The sequence below is a fragment of the Halopiger djelfimassiliensis genome (assembly GCF_000455365.1).
Lineage (GTDB): Archaea > Halobacteriota > Halobacteria > Halobacteriales > Natrialbaceae > Halopiger_B > Halopiger_B djelfimassiliensis.
This window is the reverse complement of the sequence record NZ_HG315686.1, coordinates 1-13,626: the sequence shown is the minus strand read 5'-3', so window position 1 is coordinate 13,626 and position 13,626 is coordinate 1. Positions and strand designations below refer to the sequence as shown.

16 protein-coding genes are annotated in these 13,626 nt (G+C 64.0%); 5 read left to right on the top strand and 11 right to left on the bottom strand.

The window, feature by feature from the left end; all coding sequences use genetic code 11:
• Position 1: 1 nt before the first annotated feature.
• From TX80_RS11230 to trmB, 4 genes are all read right to left on the bottom strand, one after another.
• Complete coding sequence (locus TX80_RS11230) at positions 2–1,078, bottom strand: carbohydrate ABC transporter permease (RefSeq protein WP_154658631.1); 1,077 nt, start codon at positions 1,076–1,078, stop codon at positions 2–4.
• Positions 1,078–2,085 (bottom strand): carbohydrate ABC transporter permease, encoded by a 1,008-nt coding sequence (locus TX80_RS11225; protein ID WP_049923236.1) that lies wholly within the window; start codon positions 2,083–2,085, stop codon positions 1,078–1,080. Before TX80_RS11225 ends, TX80_RS11230 begins: the two co-directional genes overlap by 1 nt.
• Positions 2,075–3,538, bottom strand: coding sequence for an extracellular solute-binding protein (locus tag TX80_RS11220; protein WP_049923235.1), 1,464 nt, complete (start codon positions 3,536–3,538; stop codon positions 2,075–2,077). The genes TX80_RS11225 and TX80_RS11220 overlap by 11 nt, the downstream gene beginning before the upstream one ends.
• A 137-nt stretch (positions 3,539–3,675) precedes the next feature.
• A complete protein-coding gene (trmB, locus tag TX80_RS11215) occupies positions 3,676–4,740 on the bottom strand; it encodes an HTH-type sugar sensing transcriptional regulator TrmB (protein ID WP_049923234.1) in 1,065 nt (354 codons plus the stop codon).
• Positions 4,741–4,926: 186 nt separating this feature from the next.
• On the opposite strand from trmB, the gene TX80_RS11210 reads away from it, so the two are divergent.
• Positions 4,927–5,904 (top strand): mechanosensitive ion channel family protein, encoded by a 978-nt coding sequence (locus tag TX80_RS11210; protein ID WP_081661579.1) that lies wholly within the window; start codon positions 4,927–4,929, stop codon positions 5,902–5,904.
• A gap of 86 nt (positions 5,905–5,990) precedes the next feature.
• Positions 5,991–6,431: a universal stress protein gene (locus TX80_RS11205; RefSeq protein WP_049924049.1), complete on the top strand. Its 441-nt coding sequence runs from the start codon at positions 5,991–5,993 to the stop codon at positions 6,429–6,431.
• 2 nt (positions 6,432–6,433) lie between these two features.
• On the opposite strand, the gene TX80_RS11200 is transcribed toward TX80_RS11205, so the two are convergent.
• Complete coding sequence (locus TX80_RS11200; protein ID WP_049923233.1) at positions 6,434–6,844, bottom strand: universal stress protein; 411 nt, start codon at positions 6,842–6,844, stop codon at positions 6,434–6,436.
• 167 nt (positions 6,845–7,011) lie between these two features.
• Between TX80_RS11200 and TX80_RS11195 the strand changes: the two genes are divergently transcribed.
• Positions 7,012–7,251: a DUF5816 domain-containing protein gene (locus TX80_RS11195; RefSeq protein WP_049923232.1), complete on the top strand. Its 240-nt coding sequence runs from the start codon at positions 7,012–7,014 to the stop codon at positions 7,249–7,251.
• Between the two features lie 189 nt (positions 7,252–7,440).
• Positions 7,441–7,749, top strand: a complete 309-nt coding sequence (locus TX80_RS11190) for a DUF7116 family protein (RefSeq protein ID WP_049923231.1) — start codon at positions 7,441–7,443, stop codon at positions 7,747–7,749.
• Between the two features lie 15 nt (positions 7,750–7,764).
• Here the strand turns inward: TX80_RS11190 and TX80_RS11185 are convergent, their stop codons facing one another.
• Positions 7,765–8,967 carry a pyridoxal-phosphate-dependent aminotransferase family protein gene (locus TX80_RS11185; RefSeq protein WP_049923230.1) on the bottom strand — a complete coding sequence of 401 codons (1,203 nt, stop codon included), beginning with the start codon at positions 8,965–8,967 and terminating at the stop codon, positions 7,765–7,767.
• 146 nt (positions 8,968–9,113) lie between these two features.
• Here TX80_RS11185 and TX80_RS11180 point away from each other — a divergent pair, with 146 nt between their 5' ends.
• Positions 9,114–9,314, top strand: a complete 201-nt coding sequence (locus tag TX80_RS11180) for a dodecin (protein WP_049923229.1) — start codon at positions 9,114–9,116, stop codon at positions 9,312–9,314.
• A 76-nt stretch (positions 9,315–9,390) separates the two neighbouring features.
• Here TX80_RS11180 and TX80_RS11175 read toward each other — a convergent pair whose 3' ends face one another.
• The 5 genes from TX80_RS11175 to TX80_RS11155 all read right to left on the bottom strand — a co-directional run bounded on the left by TX80_RS11175 (position 9,391) and on the right by TX80_RS11155 (position 13,177).
• Positions 9,391–9,765: a HesB/IscA family protein gene (locus TX80_RS11175; protein WP_049923228.1), complete on the bottom strand. Its 375-nt coding sequence runs from the start codon at positions 9,763–9,765 to the stop codon at positions 9,391–9,393.
• A 134-nt stretch (positions 9,766–9,899) separates the two neighbouring features.
• Positions 9,900–10,124: a hypothetical protein gene (locus tag TX80_RS11170; protein ID WP_049923227.1), complete on the bottom strand. Its 225-nt coding sequence runs from the start codon at positions 10,122–10,124 to the stop codon at positions 9,900–9,902.
• A gap of 102 nt (positions 10,125–10,226) precedes the next feature.
• Positions 10,227–11,522, bottom strand: a complete 1,296-nt coding sequence (gene hisD, locus TX80_RS11165) for a histidinol dehydrogenase (protein WP_049923226.1) — start codon at positions 11,520–11,522, stop codon at positions 10,227–10,229.
• 44 nt (positions 11,523–11,566) lie between these two features.
• Entirely contained in the window at positions 11,567–11,788 is a 222-nt protein-coding gene (locus TX80_RS11160; RefSeq protein WP_049923225.1) for a hypothetical protein, read from the bottom strand.
• A 75-nt stretch (positions 11,789–11,863) separates the two neighbouring features.
• On the bottom strand, positions 11,864–13,177 hold the full coding sequence (locus TX80_RS11155; RefSeq protein ID WP_394324882.1) for a YncE family protein: 1,314 nt from the start codon (positions 13,175–13,177) through the stop codon (positions 11,864–11,866).
• Positions 13,178–13,626: the final 449 nt, after the last annotated feature.

Sequence of the window (13,626 nt, the reverse complement as noted above, 5' to 3'; positions counted from 1 at the left end):
GTTACTCCTTGAGTGCGCCTGCGGTCAGTCCGCTGACGATCTTTTCCTGTGCGACGATCACGAGGATCGCGACCGGGATGACGCCGATGATGCTCGAGGCGGCCATCAGGTGATACATCACCTCGTACTGGCCCTGATAGCCGAGGATTCCCTCGAGGATCGGGGCCCAGTTTTCCGGTTGGCCGTCGGTCATCAGAAACGAGAAGAAAAACTCGTTGTAGACGGCGATGAAGGTCAATACACCCGCAGTCGCCACGCCCGGTGCCGACAGCGGGATGATGACCCGAAACAGCGCGCCCAGTCGGGTCGTTCCCTCGACACGGGCCGCTTCCTCGAGTCCGTCGGGGATCTGTGCGTAGAAGGTCGTCAGAATGAAGATCGCAAGCGGCATGAAAATCGCCGACAGCGGCAACACCATCGCACCCGGGGTGTTGTAGAGCGTTCCGTCCCCGGTGATCGGCTCGAGCGCGAAAAACTGGGTGTTGAACAGGTCGTTCAGCGGGATGAAGAAGGCGGCCGGCGGGAAAAACGAGATCACCAGCACGAGCAACATCAGCGGGGTTCGGCCGGGGAACTCGAGTCGCCCGAACGCATAGCCCGCGAGGCTGCCGATGACCAGCACAACGGCCGTCGAGACCGTCGCGATCACGAAGCTGTTGAACATGTACCAGTGAAACGGAAGGACCTGAAAGACCTCGACGAACGCACCCGGGTTGAACCCGTTCGGCGTGAGGATGATGTCCTGCTGTCGTCCTTCCGGCGTCAGGGCGACCATGAGCAGCCAGTAAAACGGGAACAGCGTCGTCACGAGGAAGAAGATCGTCGCGGTGTAGAACATCGCCCGATAGGCGCGTTCGGGATCGGAGATAGCGGCGGCGACCCATCGCTGGAACGGTCCCCGATCCAGCTCGGCGTCGCGTTCGTCGTCCGCCAGTCCGCCGCTTCGTGGCTGTTCGGCCGATCGGCCGCCGTCGGGCAGTCGGTGCGTTCGGTTCCAGTGTTCCGGGAGGGACGAGCCCTCGTCTCCGGGTGCGCGTTGGCGGTTCGGGTGTCGATCGTCGGGATCGCTGTCGTGCATCAGTAGAGTCCTCCCTCGGTGTCGCGGAAGAAGAACACGTACACCGAGATGATCAGGCCGATCACGAGTGCGGTCGCGAACGCGACGGCAGCGGCCGTCGCGAAGATCCGGGTGCCGCCGAACATCGCCTCGACGACGAGACACGTAAGCGAGGGAACGGTCGTACAGCCGGCGGTCGACTCGATCAACCCGAAGACGCGCATCGCGTCCATCGTCCGGAACAACATCGCGACGAGCAGTGCCGGCATCACAAGCGGCAGCGTGATCAGCTTGAACCGTTGCCACGGCGACGCCCCTGCGACGCGTGCGACGTTGTACAGGCTTCGGTCGACGCTCTGGAGTCCGGCGAGGATCAGCAGCGCCATGAACGCCGAGGATTTCCAGATATCGGCGACGAGGATGATGATGAAGGCGTCACGGCTGTCGGCAAGCGGGTTGGCCCCGAAGATTCCCAGCCACTGCATCAGATCGCTTCCGAAGCCGACCTCGGGCTGAAACAGCAGGAAGAAGATCATCCCCTGAATAACGATCGGGACGGCCCACGGAAGGATAATCGCCACGCGGACCCAGCGCCGCCCTCGGAAGTCCTGATCGAGCACGTACGCCTGTCCGAACCCGATGACCGTCTCGAAGAAGACGCTGATGACAGCGAACCCGAGCGTCACGAACAGCGCTTGCTGAAAGATCGGGACGCCGAATTCGACGAACGGGAACGAGGCCGACACCGATACGTCAAGAAACTGGCGCGCGAGTCGCGCGTTCCCCGTGAGGATATCGACGTAGTTTTCGATGCCAACGAATCCCCCGAGCGGTTCCGCTCCACGGGTTTGATCTTCGCGCAGCGACGTGAGAAACGTTCTGAGCAACGGGTAGAACGCGATCAGCGTCAACAGGGCAAACGCCGGCAGCAACAGCAGGTACGCGTAAGCGGCCTCGCTCAACCCCTCCATCCAGTTGACGACCGCGTTGCCGGTTCGGTCGCGCCCGGTTTCGGTATCAGTTGCCATGCTGTTGTGCGACCTCCGATTCGCTTCGTTCGAGGCGGTCGGCCAGATCGTTCATCGCTGTCGTCGGTGTTTTCGCCCCGCGGTAGGCGGCGTGTACCTCCTGAAAGATGAGCGCCGACTGTTCGGGCCAGACGTCCGTTACCGGCCGCGGGACGGCGTTCTCACCCGCCCTCTGGATCTGCTCGACGTAGCGAGCCACCGGCCCGACCTCGTCGGGATCGGCGTCCTCGATCAGCTCGAGGTTCGGCGGAAGGAACCCCTGCAGTTCGAAGATCGTGAGCATGACCTCGTCGTGGGTAAACGCCTCGAGAACCTGCAGCGCCTGGTCCCTGCGGTCGGTGTAGGGGCTGAGCGTGAGGTTCCATCCGCCGAGTGCGGCGGCGGTTCCGCCGACCCCCTCGTATTCGGTATCGGATTCGGGGACCGCAAAGGGCTGTGTCGTCACGCCGAGGTCGTCACCGAACGTCTCGTCGTCGCCGGTCTCGGCGATCGAAAACGGCCAGTTCCGGTGGGCGACCGCGTCGCCGTTCGCGAAGGGACCGAGCGACTCCTCTTCGGACCACTGGACGATCGCCGACGGGCAGATTTGCGGATACCCGTCCAAGGCGTGTTCGTCGTCGCTTCCGTGGATGAACGCCCGCATCATACGGATCGCATCGAGGGCCGAGTCGTCGGTAACGGTGATGGGACGGTCACCCGCCGTAAACAGGTTCTCGGTACCGCCGAAGTAACTGCCGCCCCACGTCGACAGGACCTCGTTGAACGTACAACACGAGAGCCCCTCGTAGGCTGCCGCTTGCGTGGTAAAGCCGAAATCGAGGCCGTGTTCCGACCGCGTTCCGGCCACCGCCTCGGCGAACTCCCCCCAGGACGGTGGCTCGGTTCCCCAGCTACTCGTGTCGTAGCCGGCCTCTTCGATGAGATCCTGTCGATACAGCAGTACTCCGAAATCCGGAAAGAGCGGGATTCCGTGTATCGCTCCCGTTTCAGGGTGTTTTGCCGTCTCGAGGGCCTCGTCGAGATAGTTGGATTCGATCCGGTCGACGACGCCTTCGGGTAGCGCCTCGGTCAGGTTCGTCGTTTGCTCCCGGAGGATGAAGGGAATCGTCCAGCCGGTGTCCATCATATGGATGTCCGGCGGCGCGCGGCCGGCCTGCAGGGCCGACTGGGCCTCTTGCATCCGTTGTACCGAGTCGCTGACGACCGTCTGGAGCTCGACTCTGATCTCTTCGTCGAGGCCGGCATCCCACAGCGCCTGCTGTACCGACGGCTCCCCCGCCTCGGTGTGCAGGATCTCCTCGAAGTCCGTGGCACCGGTCATCACGACGGTATTCGATCCCGGGCCGCGACCGACACAGCCGGCGATCGCGACTGCTCCGACCGCCGTCGACGCGGACGCCGTCACGAACGACCGACGGGACACACCAGTACGATGGGGTGTCTCTTCTCCCATCCGCGAAATCACACGCGATTCAGCGCCTTAATCGGTTGGCTTGCACGAACGTAACTACGACGGACAGTCGGGATCCCGTGCCGGTACAATCGAGTATTACTTCGTCCGGCGATCGGACGTTCGCGCGCAAATACAGCTTAGTCCTCGAGGGCCGGCGGCTCGTGTCGTCCGATGTGGATCTCGTGGGCCTCGATGTCCTCCAGTGCGGCGACCCGACCGCCGACGGTCAGCTCCTCGCCCGATTCGGTCTCCATGGTGAGGCTGGCGACCTCCTCGCTGACTTCGAAGGAGATGTCGAGAATACGGCCGCGAACGACGCGTGTCCCACCGACCTCGACGTCACGCCCTTCGATCGTGGCGTAGAACTCCCCGCCCGCCTCGATGAGGTCTTTCACGCACCGCCGGATCGAAGCGTACTTTCGCGGGTACGAGCGGGGTTGACCGTCCTCGCCGAGCGTCCGTTCTGCGGTCGTCCAGAGGACGGTCCCGAAGAACCCGGACACCAGAAAGCCAAGCGCGGACCGGTTGAAGATGACGCCGTACCGGTCCTGATCGTCCCGCAGGGCGTCCTGTGTCGCGTACACCGAGTAGTTGCCGTCGGCGACGGCAACGACCGGCGTGGTGATCCCGCGACGAGCGCGGGCCGTCGTCGCGATTTCGAGGTAGTCGAACTCCGCGGGATCGGGGGCCTCGCTCGCCGGCGTCACGATCAGGTCGACGCTGACACCGGCGTCGACGGCCGCGCTCAGTTCGTCCTCGAACCGGGTCAGCAGGTCGGGCGTCAACGACAACGAGAGTTCGTACTCCGCGGCGTCGATGACCTCCTCGAGGTATCGCAGGATCGTCGACCGGGATTTGACGAGCGAGACGGCCTCCGTATCCCGGGCCGGCGCCGTGTACCGCGCCTCGAGTTCGTCGATCATCTGCTCTAGGGAGCTCTGGACGTCGTCGAACGCTTCCCCGGGATCGATGGCGACGACTTTCATCGGACGGGATTCCCGAAGTTCGACCAGACCGCGGTCGCTGAGGCTACGGACGGTGTCGTAGACACGGGGTTGGGGGATCTCGGTTCGATCCGCGATTTCGCTTGCGGTAAGCTGGCCCTGCTCTAAAACGGTGAGGTAGGCGTCGATCTCGTATTCGCCGAGGTTGAATCGGTCCCCGACGCGCTCGACGGTCGAGCGAAGTTCGTCTGGTGCCATATACGGCCGTACGATCCCGGCGGGTAAATGATTTATTATGCACCGAGTAGCACCTGTTTTCGAAATCGGGTTGTTATTCGATCGATCGCCCAGTTCGGCGCGGACGGACACTCTCCCGTCGTAATCGTCGTCCCGAACGGACAGCAGGTCAGAACCCTTAACCACTGCCGGCATGAGTGTGTTGCCATGATCGGGGCTTTTCAGGAGACGATCACGGACGTCGATCAGGTCGTCTCCTCCCGGATTCCTTCGCTTATCGATCTCGCGCTCGCCGTCGCGGTCTTCGTAATCGGGTGGTATCTTTCGAAACTCGTCGTTCGCCTCGCCGGTCGGACCGTCGCCAGACGGATCGAACGCCCGAGCGTCACCCGAACCGTCCTGCGAGGCGTCAGGGCTGCCGTCTTGCTGATAACGCTCGCCGCCGTCGCCAACATCCTCGGCGTCGGCAACACGAAGATCCTCCTCTCGGTGACCGTCATCTCGGCCGTCGTGGCGGTCGTGCTCGCACCGCTCGTAAGCAGTTTCGTGAACGGCGTGTTCGTCCTCACCGACCGACCCTACGAGATCGGTGATATGATCGAGATCACCGACGAAGGCCACCGGGGGTTCGTCGAGGACATCACGATCCGATATACCAAAATCTTCACCCTCGAGAACACGTTCATCGTCGTTCCGAACTCCGAAATCCACACCCGAGACGTCATCAACTACTCCGCGGAGGACGAACGGACGCGACTCTCCGTCGAGTTCGAGATCACGTACGGGAGTGACCTCGAAGCCGCGCGCCGACACGCCGAACGGGCGGCACGGAGCGTCGATCCCGTCATCACCGGCGGCCCGGACATCCGAATCGGCAGTGCACGCTATGCCGCAGCCCCGGTCTGTGCCATCAAAGAGTACGGGGACAACGGCATCGTCCTCGAGTTGTACTTCTGGGTCGACCATCCCTTCAAACAGGCCATGTCACGATCGGCGGTTCTGGGTGCGGTCCGGGAACGGTTCGTGGATATCGACGTCGAGTTCGCCTACCCCCGCCGCCATCACGTCTTCGACGACTCGAGCGGCGTCGCACGGATGGCCGTCGACGGTGCGGACACCGACCGGTTGCGGTCGGATCCGTCCGTCGACTCGGGAGAGCGGTCGTTCGAATCCGGTGATCAGTAACGGCGGACGTGACGATGGCGCTGCAAATTCACGCCCGGGAGCCGTATTTTATCACCGTCCCGTCCGAACACGATCTCGATCGACGGATGTACGACGATATCCTCGTTCCGACCGACGGCAGCGAAACGATCTCCGAAACGCTTGCCCACGGGGTTCCGATCGCGGTTTCCAACGACGCGACGATTCACGCGCTGTACGTCGTCGACAGTCGCATCACCGCTGCGGCCACCGATGATAGCACTGATCTCGAGCGCACGCTCGAGGAAGAGGGGCAGGAAGCGATCGCAAAGGTCGAAAAACGGGCTTCCGATGCGGGACTCGAGACGACCGGCCACGTCCGTGAGGGGACGCCCGCGAAGACGATCCTCGAGTACGCCGATGAACGGGGGATCGACCTGATCGTTATCGGTACCCGCGGGAAGAGCCCGCGAGAAAAGGTAACGTCGCTGGGAAGCGTTTCGGAACGCGTCGTGGATAACGCCTCGGTTCCCGTCTTCGTCGTCCGCGGGGCGGGCGAAAACGAGTAACCTCAGGCGCGTGCGCTTTCGACCCTAATGACCTCACAGTCGAGGTGTGTCCGCAGATACCGTTCGATGTCGGGATTGTCGGTAAACCGCCGGAAGATCCGCCGCAGCCGACTCGCCTGCTGGCTTCCGATGACGACGACGTCCGCCTCTTCGGCCGCCACTTCCTCGAGGATACTCTCCTCGACGAGAAAGCCCGTCCGAACGACGTATCGAGCGTTCTCGAGCGAACCGAGCGTTCGCTCGACGGCGGTTTTCAGGTCGATTCGCGTGACTTTCTTCCCGTTCTGATAGAGGTCGACGTGAAGGACGGTCAACGCTGCGTCTCGCTCACGCGCGACTTCGATCGCCCGCTCGAGGGTTCGTCGCGAGTGTTTGGTGAGCGGATATCGAACGGGAACCACGACCAGCGCCATTACGCGACCGAACGGTTCCCGCGCGGGTAAAGGTTTCAGGTAGCCGGAGCTTGTGTGTAAGGATAGCATACCTGTGTCGATGCCGGCGGTTCCTCCCTCCGTTTTCCCCCGAATGATGCTCGAGACGGACGGACAATCATTTACCGGCGGCATGGCTACAGGAGGACATGCGACCGACCGAAACCGAGGAGGGCGTGACGGTATACGTCTCGGACACGGACGGCGACACGGGGTCGAAAGGGCCGTTTCTCGTCGCCTACGAGTCCCGGGACGCCGATCGCCGGTACGGCTGGTTCTGTACGAACTGCGACAGCTTCGACAACGCGATGGACTCGATGGGGCGGATCAAATGCAACCGGTGTGGGAACTTCCGCAAACCGACCGAGTGGGACGCCGCCCACGAGTAGCAGGGTCGCCAGCCGCTCGTCACGCCACCGCAATAGGTGATTACCGTCCACTAATCCCGCTGCTGGGAGGACAAAAACCGTCATTATCGGGCCTAACTCGAGATTTTCGACCGAACTGCACGGACTCATCGCGGGAACAACATTTATGATGGTTCCGCACGTAGTCAGTGTTGAATGGGTCCTGTTAACATGAGGCTCGTCGAGCAGGCCAGGTCGATCTTCGCAGAGCTTGGATACACGGTCGAAGGTAACGGTCCCGAGTTTCGCGCCGAACGAGCGTGGAAAGTCGTCCACGTCAATACGATCATCGAGCGGGGACAGCTTCCACCGTCCTCGACGGACGACTTTCACTGTTTCGTCGCACAGCCCGAGGACGCCGATGCGCTCGAGGACCGACTCACCAGCGTCGACCCGGACTACGAGTGGGCGATCATCGTCGTCGACGGGGACGACTATCAGGTCGAACGTGCCCCGCCAGGACCTCGAGTATCGGCCTAATACAGGTACAAGCGGCTAATTTTCGAGCGCTCGTCGGGCCGCCGTCACGCCAGCGTCCGGATCGACGGCCACACCCATCGACTCGAGGACGTCACCGAGCGCGGTCACGGTATAGATCACGTTCTCCGGCCGTGCGGACCGACCCATACAGCCGATCCGAAAGATGTCGCCATCGAGGTCGCCCAGTCCGCTCGCGATCTCGAGGTCGTAGCGCTCGAGCAACGCAGTACAGACGTCTCCGTCGTCGATCCCGTCCGGAACGCGGACCGCGTTCAGACTCGGGAGCCAGTACTCGTCCGGGACGTTCATCTCGAGACCCATCGCCTCGATGCCGGCTTTCAACGCGCCGGCCAGCCGTTCGTGGCGTTGCCACCGGTTTTCGATACCTTCCTCGGCGACGAGCCGGAGCGCCTCCCGGAGCGCGTAGACGTTCGTGATCGGTGCGGTGTGATGATACGATCGGTCGTCCCCCCAGTACCCCTCGAGCAAGGAGAGGTCGAGATACCACGAGCGGGGTGGGTCGTCCCGCGAGAGGACCTTGTCCATGGCGGCGTCCGAAAGCGTGAGCGGGCTCGCCCCCGGCGGGCAGGAGAGGCACTTCTGTGGGCCCGCGTAGGCGACGTCGATGTCCCACTCGTCGACGCGCAGCTCGACCCCGCCGAGGGAGGTGACCGCGTCGGCGATCACCACGGCGTCGTGATCGTGGGCCGCCGCGGTGAGTTCCGCGACGTTCGGCTGGCAGACGCCGGTGCTGGTCTCCGCGTGCACGAACCCGAAGACGTCGGGCTCGTGGTCGGCGAGTGCGTCCGCGACGTCGCCGGGATCGAGCGGCTCACCCCACGGAGCGTCGACCTCGACGACGTCGCCGCCCGCACGCCGTGCCATCGATGCCATTCGACCCCCGAAGTAGCCGTTCGTCGGAACGAGTACCGTCTCGCCGGGTTCGACGACGTTTCCGATCGCGGCCTCCATCGCCGCCGATCCGGTCCCGGAGACGGGGATCGTCCACTCGTTGTCGGTCCGAAACGCCTCCCGCAACAGCGCCTGCACGTCGTCCATCAGCTCGACGAACGCCGGATCGAGATGGCCCACCAGCGGCGTGCTCATCGCCCGCAGCACGCGCGGATGGACGTCGCTCGGTCCCGGACCCATCAGCGTTCGTTCCGGCGGCGCCAACTCTCCGATCCCCGACACGGTGCGTTCGATATCGTCCGGCATGCCATGACGTGGTACGGGGATCCCCAAAAGCGTTCACGCGGACCGGCCCACGGCGTCTCCGCTTTCGGAGCGGCCCCACCCGTTCAATGACCCATGCTATCAACAGCCATATATTCAAGAGCCACGGCGGTGTACCGCTACGGGCGATGGTCTTCAAGAAGATCACCCTGATCGGAACGAGTCCCGAAAGCTTCGACGCGGCGGCCGACAACGCTATCGATCGTGCGGAGGCGACCCTCGAGAACCTCTACTGGATCGAAATCGACGAACTCGGCGTCGAACTCGCCAGCGTCGAGGACCGCGAGTATCAGGCGGAAGTCACCGTGGCCTTCGAACTCGAGGAGTAACCGCCAGCCTTCCACTCGGCTTCACGAAGGCGATAACGAGACGAACAGTCGGGGCGATCGGCGTCGTCGGTCTTAGCTACGTCCGGAACGACTCGCCACAGCCACACTCGCTGACGACGTTCGGGTTCTCGACGTGGAACCCCTCGGCCTGAAGGCCGCTCTCGTAATCGAGGATGCTCCCCTCGATGTACTTCAGACTCGCCGGATCGACGAACACCCGTAGATCGTGGTGCTCGTAGATCGTATCGTCCTCGTCCGGTTCCTCGTCGAACCGCATCCCATAGGAAAGCCCGGCACAGCCGCCCTGTTGAACGAACAGTCGGAGCCCGGCTTCGTCGTCATCGAGCCCCTCGTTTTCGAGCAGCGAGAGCGCCTGCTCGGCCGCGTCTTCGGTTACTTCGATCTCGGGGCGCGTCTCAGCCTGCCCGCCGTCTACGCTGTCCGTGCTCATAGGTTCCCTTTCCGGCGCAACGATGTTAACTGTGACGCCATCGGAACCGCTCTCCGTTCCCCGAAACCTGCTTGCCACGTTCTCTCCGGGGGATTTCCCCGTCGTCGATCCGGCCGACAGCCCGCCCGTGAAACTCACTCGCCCGACCGGGCCGAACGTCGGCGCGCTGCTCGATAGTAGGATCCGAACTGCAGCCTGTCGTTCCTCGAGAGTTCGATGTCGTGCCGTGCCAGCAACTCGAGCATCCGCTCGATGTCACAGCCGTACCACATCGAAAGCAGGCGGACGTTCTTCTGTGCGTAGTCGTAGTTGCGCTCGAGGACGCGACCGTCGGTCGGATCGACCTCACGCGGTTGCATCGGTTCGTACTCCGGGACGGATCTATCTAACGGCACTCGCTACATTAGTAAGGCCACCATTCCGCGGTGTAGCAGCCGATTACACCTCGACCGCGTCGTCGATCACCGGTTTTCGTCGTCGAGTCGCTTGCGGACGCTCTCGGCGTGGGCCTCGAGGCCTTCAGCGTCGGCGAGGGCCGTGATCGTCCCGCCGAGTTCCGCCAGCCCGTCCGCGGAGAGACGCTGGACCGTCGTCGACCGAAGGAACGTCTCGACGGAGAGTCCGCCGGTCACGCGCGCACCGCCGTTGGTCGGCAGGACGTGGTTCGTCCCGCTCGCGTAATCGCCCGCAGCGACGGGCGTGTTCGGTCCGAGAAAGACGCTGCCCGCACTATCGATCCGCTCGAGGATCGACTCGTCGTCGTCGGCGATAATCGAGAGGTGTTCCGGGGCGTACTCCTCGGTAAAGAGGATCGCCTCGCTCATCGACCGGGCGAGCAAGACGCCGCTTGCGTCGTTGTCGAGTGCATCGGTTATCGTTTGTTCGCGCTCGCGCGCGTTGGCTTGCTCGTCGACGGCGGCGGCGATGTCCCGTGCCGTTTCGTCGTCGTCGGTAACGGCGACGACCGAAGCGTTCGGATCGTGTTCGGCCTGGGCGACCAGCTCCGCCGCGACGAGTTCGGGATCAGCCGTTTCGTCCGCGACGACGACGACCTCGCTCGGGCCCGCGAGGAAGTCGATCTCGACGTCACCCCTGACCTCGGCTTTGGCTGCGGTGACCCACTTGTTCCCGGGGCCGACGATCTTCTGGACCCGGGTGATCGTCTCGGTCCCGTAGGCGAGTCCGGCGATCGCCTGTGCGCCGCCGACGCTGTAGACCGCGTCCGCACCCGCGACGTGAATCGCCGCCAGCGTCACCGGATTCAGTTCCTCGGCCGGGGGCGTCACGACCGCGACGTGGTCGACGCCCGCGACGACCGCCGGCACGATCCCCATGATCGCACTCGAGGGATACGCGGCGGATCCGCCGGGGACGTACACCCCGACCCGCTCGAGCGGGCGGAACCGGCGGCCCAGCTCTCGGCCGTCGTCGAACTCGCGTCGCCAATCCTCCGGCCGCTGGGCGCGGTGAAACTCCCTGACGTTGTCCGCTGCGGTCTCGATTGCCTCGCGGCGGTCGTCGCCGATCTCGTCGAGTGCGCGTTCGCACTGGTCGGTGATCTCGAGATTGCCGACCTCGACGTCGTCGAACTCGCTCGTGAACTCGCGGACGGCGACATCGCCCTCCTCGCGGACGCGCTCGACGATCTCCCGGACGTCCGTCCGAACTGCCTCGATGCCGGCATCGCGCTCGAAGAACGCGACGCGGTCGTCCGGCCCGAGGTCGGCGATCTCCTGCACCTCGATGCTCGTACTCATTACACCCGCGTTCGCGCGGCGGTCGAAAAACGGTTTCCTTCCGCCTACGCGTCCGGGTTCTCGACGTCCCAGATTCCGACCGCATCGAGCGTCGCCCTGACGAAGAGATAGACGAGGAGGGCGAACCCGACGAGGGCAAACGGTGCCTGGAGCAGTTCCGCAGTGTCCCGACCGAGGACGAGTTGCCCGAACCCGCGCACGAAGAAACTCGCAATGACCAGCCCGAACGCAACGACCGCGAGTTTGACGAATCCCGATCGATCCATGCGTAGCCGTACGGCCTCGATCGCTAAACCGTATCGGCTTCCGTCCCCGTTTGCGGTCGTCCGCGAGACCTGCCCCTAGCCGCAGTAGCAGTTCCCGGCCGGGCAGTGGGTCGCTTCCTGACCCCCAACGTCGATACCGAGGTTCGAAAGCGATCCGAGGGCCCGCCGGGTCGCGTCCGTGTCCGGCCGAACCATCCCGCCGACGGCTCCCGTCGGCGATTCGCCGACGTCGACCGTCTCGACGACCGCCCGCTGGGCGTGATCGATTACCGCCACGTGGTTTGCCGTCTGGACCGGGACGTACAGTTTCTCCCGGTGCGGTCCCCACGCGCCCGCGATCGAACTCCCACCCACGTCGAGTTCGCGGTCGACCGCCTGCGCCTCGAGATCCACCACCGTCACGGCGTCCGCGTCTGGGGTGAAGAGATACGCTACCTCGCTGTCGGGTCCGATCTCGCTCGTGATCGGCATGGCTGGCAACCCGCCGTCGCGTGTGATGCGCTCGAGTTCGACCGGCGATTCCGGATCGGAGACGTCCCAGATACTTTCCGACCCGTTGCGAGGGACATCCGGATCGGGCCCGAGTTCCCCCTCTCCGTTCTCGACGAGCAGTCGCTCGCCGTCGAACGAGGCGGTACACATGAACGGCAACACCTTTCCGTCGTCGGCAGGCTCGCCCACGTCGACCCGGGTAGCGACCTCGAACGGATCGACACGAAGCACTGCCAGCGTTTCGTTTGTGATTTCGGCCGCGAACGCGTACTCGCCGTCGGGACCGAGCGTCACGTCGCATGGACCCGTGTACTCGGTTTCGATTTCGCCGGTTACCGATCCGAAGTCATCGCTCGTTCGGTCCGCGTCGACCCGGACGTACCTGTGGGTCGTCGGCGTTTCCGACGCCGGATCCGGTTCGGGCGGTATCGTCGTCGTCCCGCCCGCGGCAACGAGCAACTGCTCCTCGTCGGGCGTCAGGTTCGGGTAATTCGACCCGTAGCCGGTTTCGACGGCTGTCAACTCCTTGAGCGTCTGCTGATCGAACGCGCGGACGCCGCCGTCGACGTTGAGCCACAGCACGTCGTACGTCGAGTCCGCGCCCGTTCCGTACTGGTTTGCCGGAAACGACGCCGTTGTTCCGATGAAGGTCGTCTCGAGACGTTCGTCGGCCTCGGCGTCGACGACGCTGACCGTCCGATCGCCGTTGTTGAACACGTACACGGTCGGCGATCGTGCGTCGCCTTCGGTAGCTTCGGAGAGACACGCTGTCAGTGAGACCGCTGCCCCCGCGGTGGCCGACGACCGGAGGAGTCTGCGACGGTCGACGCCGTCGGCGAACGGATCGCTCGGCGCTGTTTTCGGTGGCTGATGGCTCTGGGACGAATCCATACGCATCGCTCCACCGTCCAGCCGACTAAAACCAGCCCCCTGTGGTCCCGGCAGGGCCGTCCCGTCGGGGACGGCCCATATCCGTTCGAGCCGTCGCTGGTTGGTGGTACCGCGAGAATGATCAACGTAGGCCAGACGTCACTCGAGACGACGGTCTTATATATGTACCCGGCACTCGATACTAATGCGAACGACGTGGCGCACGCCGCCACGTTCCCTCCGGCCGTTCCCCGGCACGGAGGTAGGCACTACATCCGTTCCCCGACTGCTTCGGTCTCGGACCGAACCGACGATCGGGCTGCTTGAGGGGTGACGGATCGACACGCGTCCGATTGCCGGCTTACCGCCGGCAGAAGACGACGCCCTTATATGGATAGGGCGTCTCTTCTCAGGTACGCGGAACCGTCGCCGGATGCGGATTCCGGCGCGGTTGCGATCCGTTGCCCTTAAGTGTA

Coding starts and splice junctions, on each gene's coding strand:
- TX80_RS11180 (WP_049923229.1), top strand. CDS start 9,114: ATGGTCTTCAAGAAGATCACCCTGATCGGAACGAGTCCCGAAAGCTTC.
- TX80_RS11160 (WP_049923225.1), bottom strand. CDS start 11,788: ATGGATCGATCGGGATTCGTCAAACTCGCGGTCGTTGCGTTCGGGCTG.
- TX80_RS11230 (WP_154658631.1), bottom strand. CDS start 1,078: ATGCACGACAGCGATCCCGACGATCGACACCCGAACCGCCAACGCGCA.
- TX80_RS11210 (WP_081661579.1), top strand. CDS start 4,927: ATGATCGGGGCTTTTCAGGAGACGATCACGGACGTCGATCAGGTCGTC.
- TX80_RS11195 (WP_049923232.1), top strand. CDS start 7,012: ATGCGACCGACCGAAACCGAGGAGGGCGTGACGGTATACGTCTCGGAC.
- TX80_RS11220 (WP_049923235.1), bottom strand. CDS start 3,538: ATGGGAGAAGAGACACCCCATCGTACTGGTGTGTCCCGTCGGTCGTTC.
- TX80_RS11205 (WP_049924049.1), top strand. CDS start 5,991: ATGTACGACGATATCCTCGTTCCGACCGACGGCAGCGAAACGATCTCC.
- TX80_RS11190 (WP_049923231.1), top strand. CDS start 7,441: ATGAGGCTCGTCGAGCAGGCCAGGTCGATCTTCGCAGAGCTTGGATAC.
- TX80_RS11200 (WP_049923233.1), bottom strand. CDS start 6,844: ATGGCGCTGGTCGTGGTTCCCGTTCGATATCCGCTCACCAAACACTCG.
- hisD (WP_049923226.1), bottom strand. CDS start 11,522: ATGAGTACGAGCATCGAGGTGCAGGAGATCGCCGACCTCGGGCCGGAC.
- TX80_RS11225 (WP_049923236.1), bottom strand. CDS start 2,085: ATGGCAACTGATACCGAAACCGGGCGCGACCGAACCGGCAACGCGGTC.
- TX80_RS11170 (WP_049923227.1), bottom strand. CDS start 10,124: ATGCAACCGCGTGAGGTCGATCCGACCGACGGTCGCGTCCTCGAGCGC.
- trmB (WP_049923234.1), bottom strand. CDS start 4,740: ATGGCACCAGACGAACTTCGCTCGACCGTCGAGCGCGTCGGGGACCGA.
- TX80_RS11155 (WP_394324882.1), bottom strand. CDS start 13,177: ATGCGTATGGATTCGTCCCAGAGCCATCAGCCACCGAAAACAGCGCCG.
- TX80_RS11185 (WP_049923230.1), bottom strand. CDS start 8,967: ATGCCGGACGATATCGAACGCACCGTGTCGGGGATCGGAGAGTTGGCG.
- TX80_RS11175 (WP_049923228.1), bottom strand. CDS start 9,765: ATGAGCACGGACAGCGTAGACGGCGGGCAGGCTGAGACGCGCCCCGAG.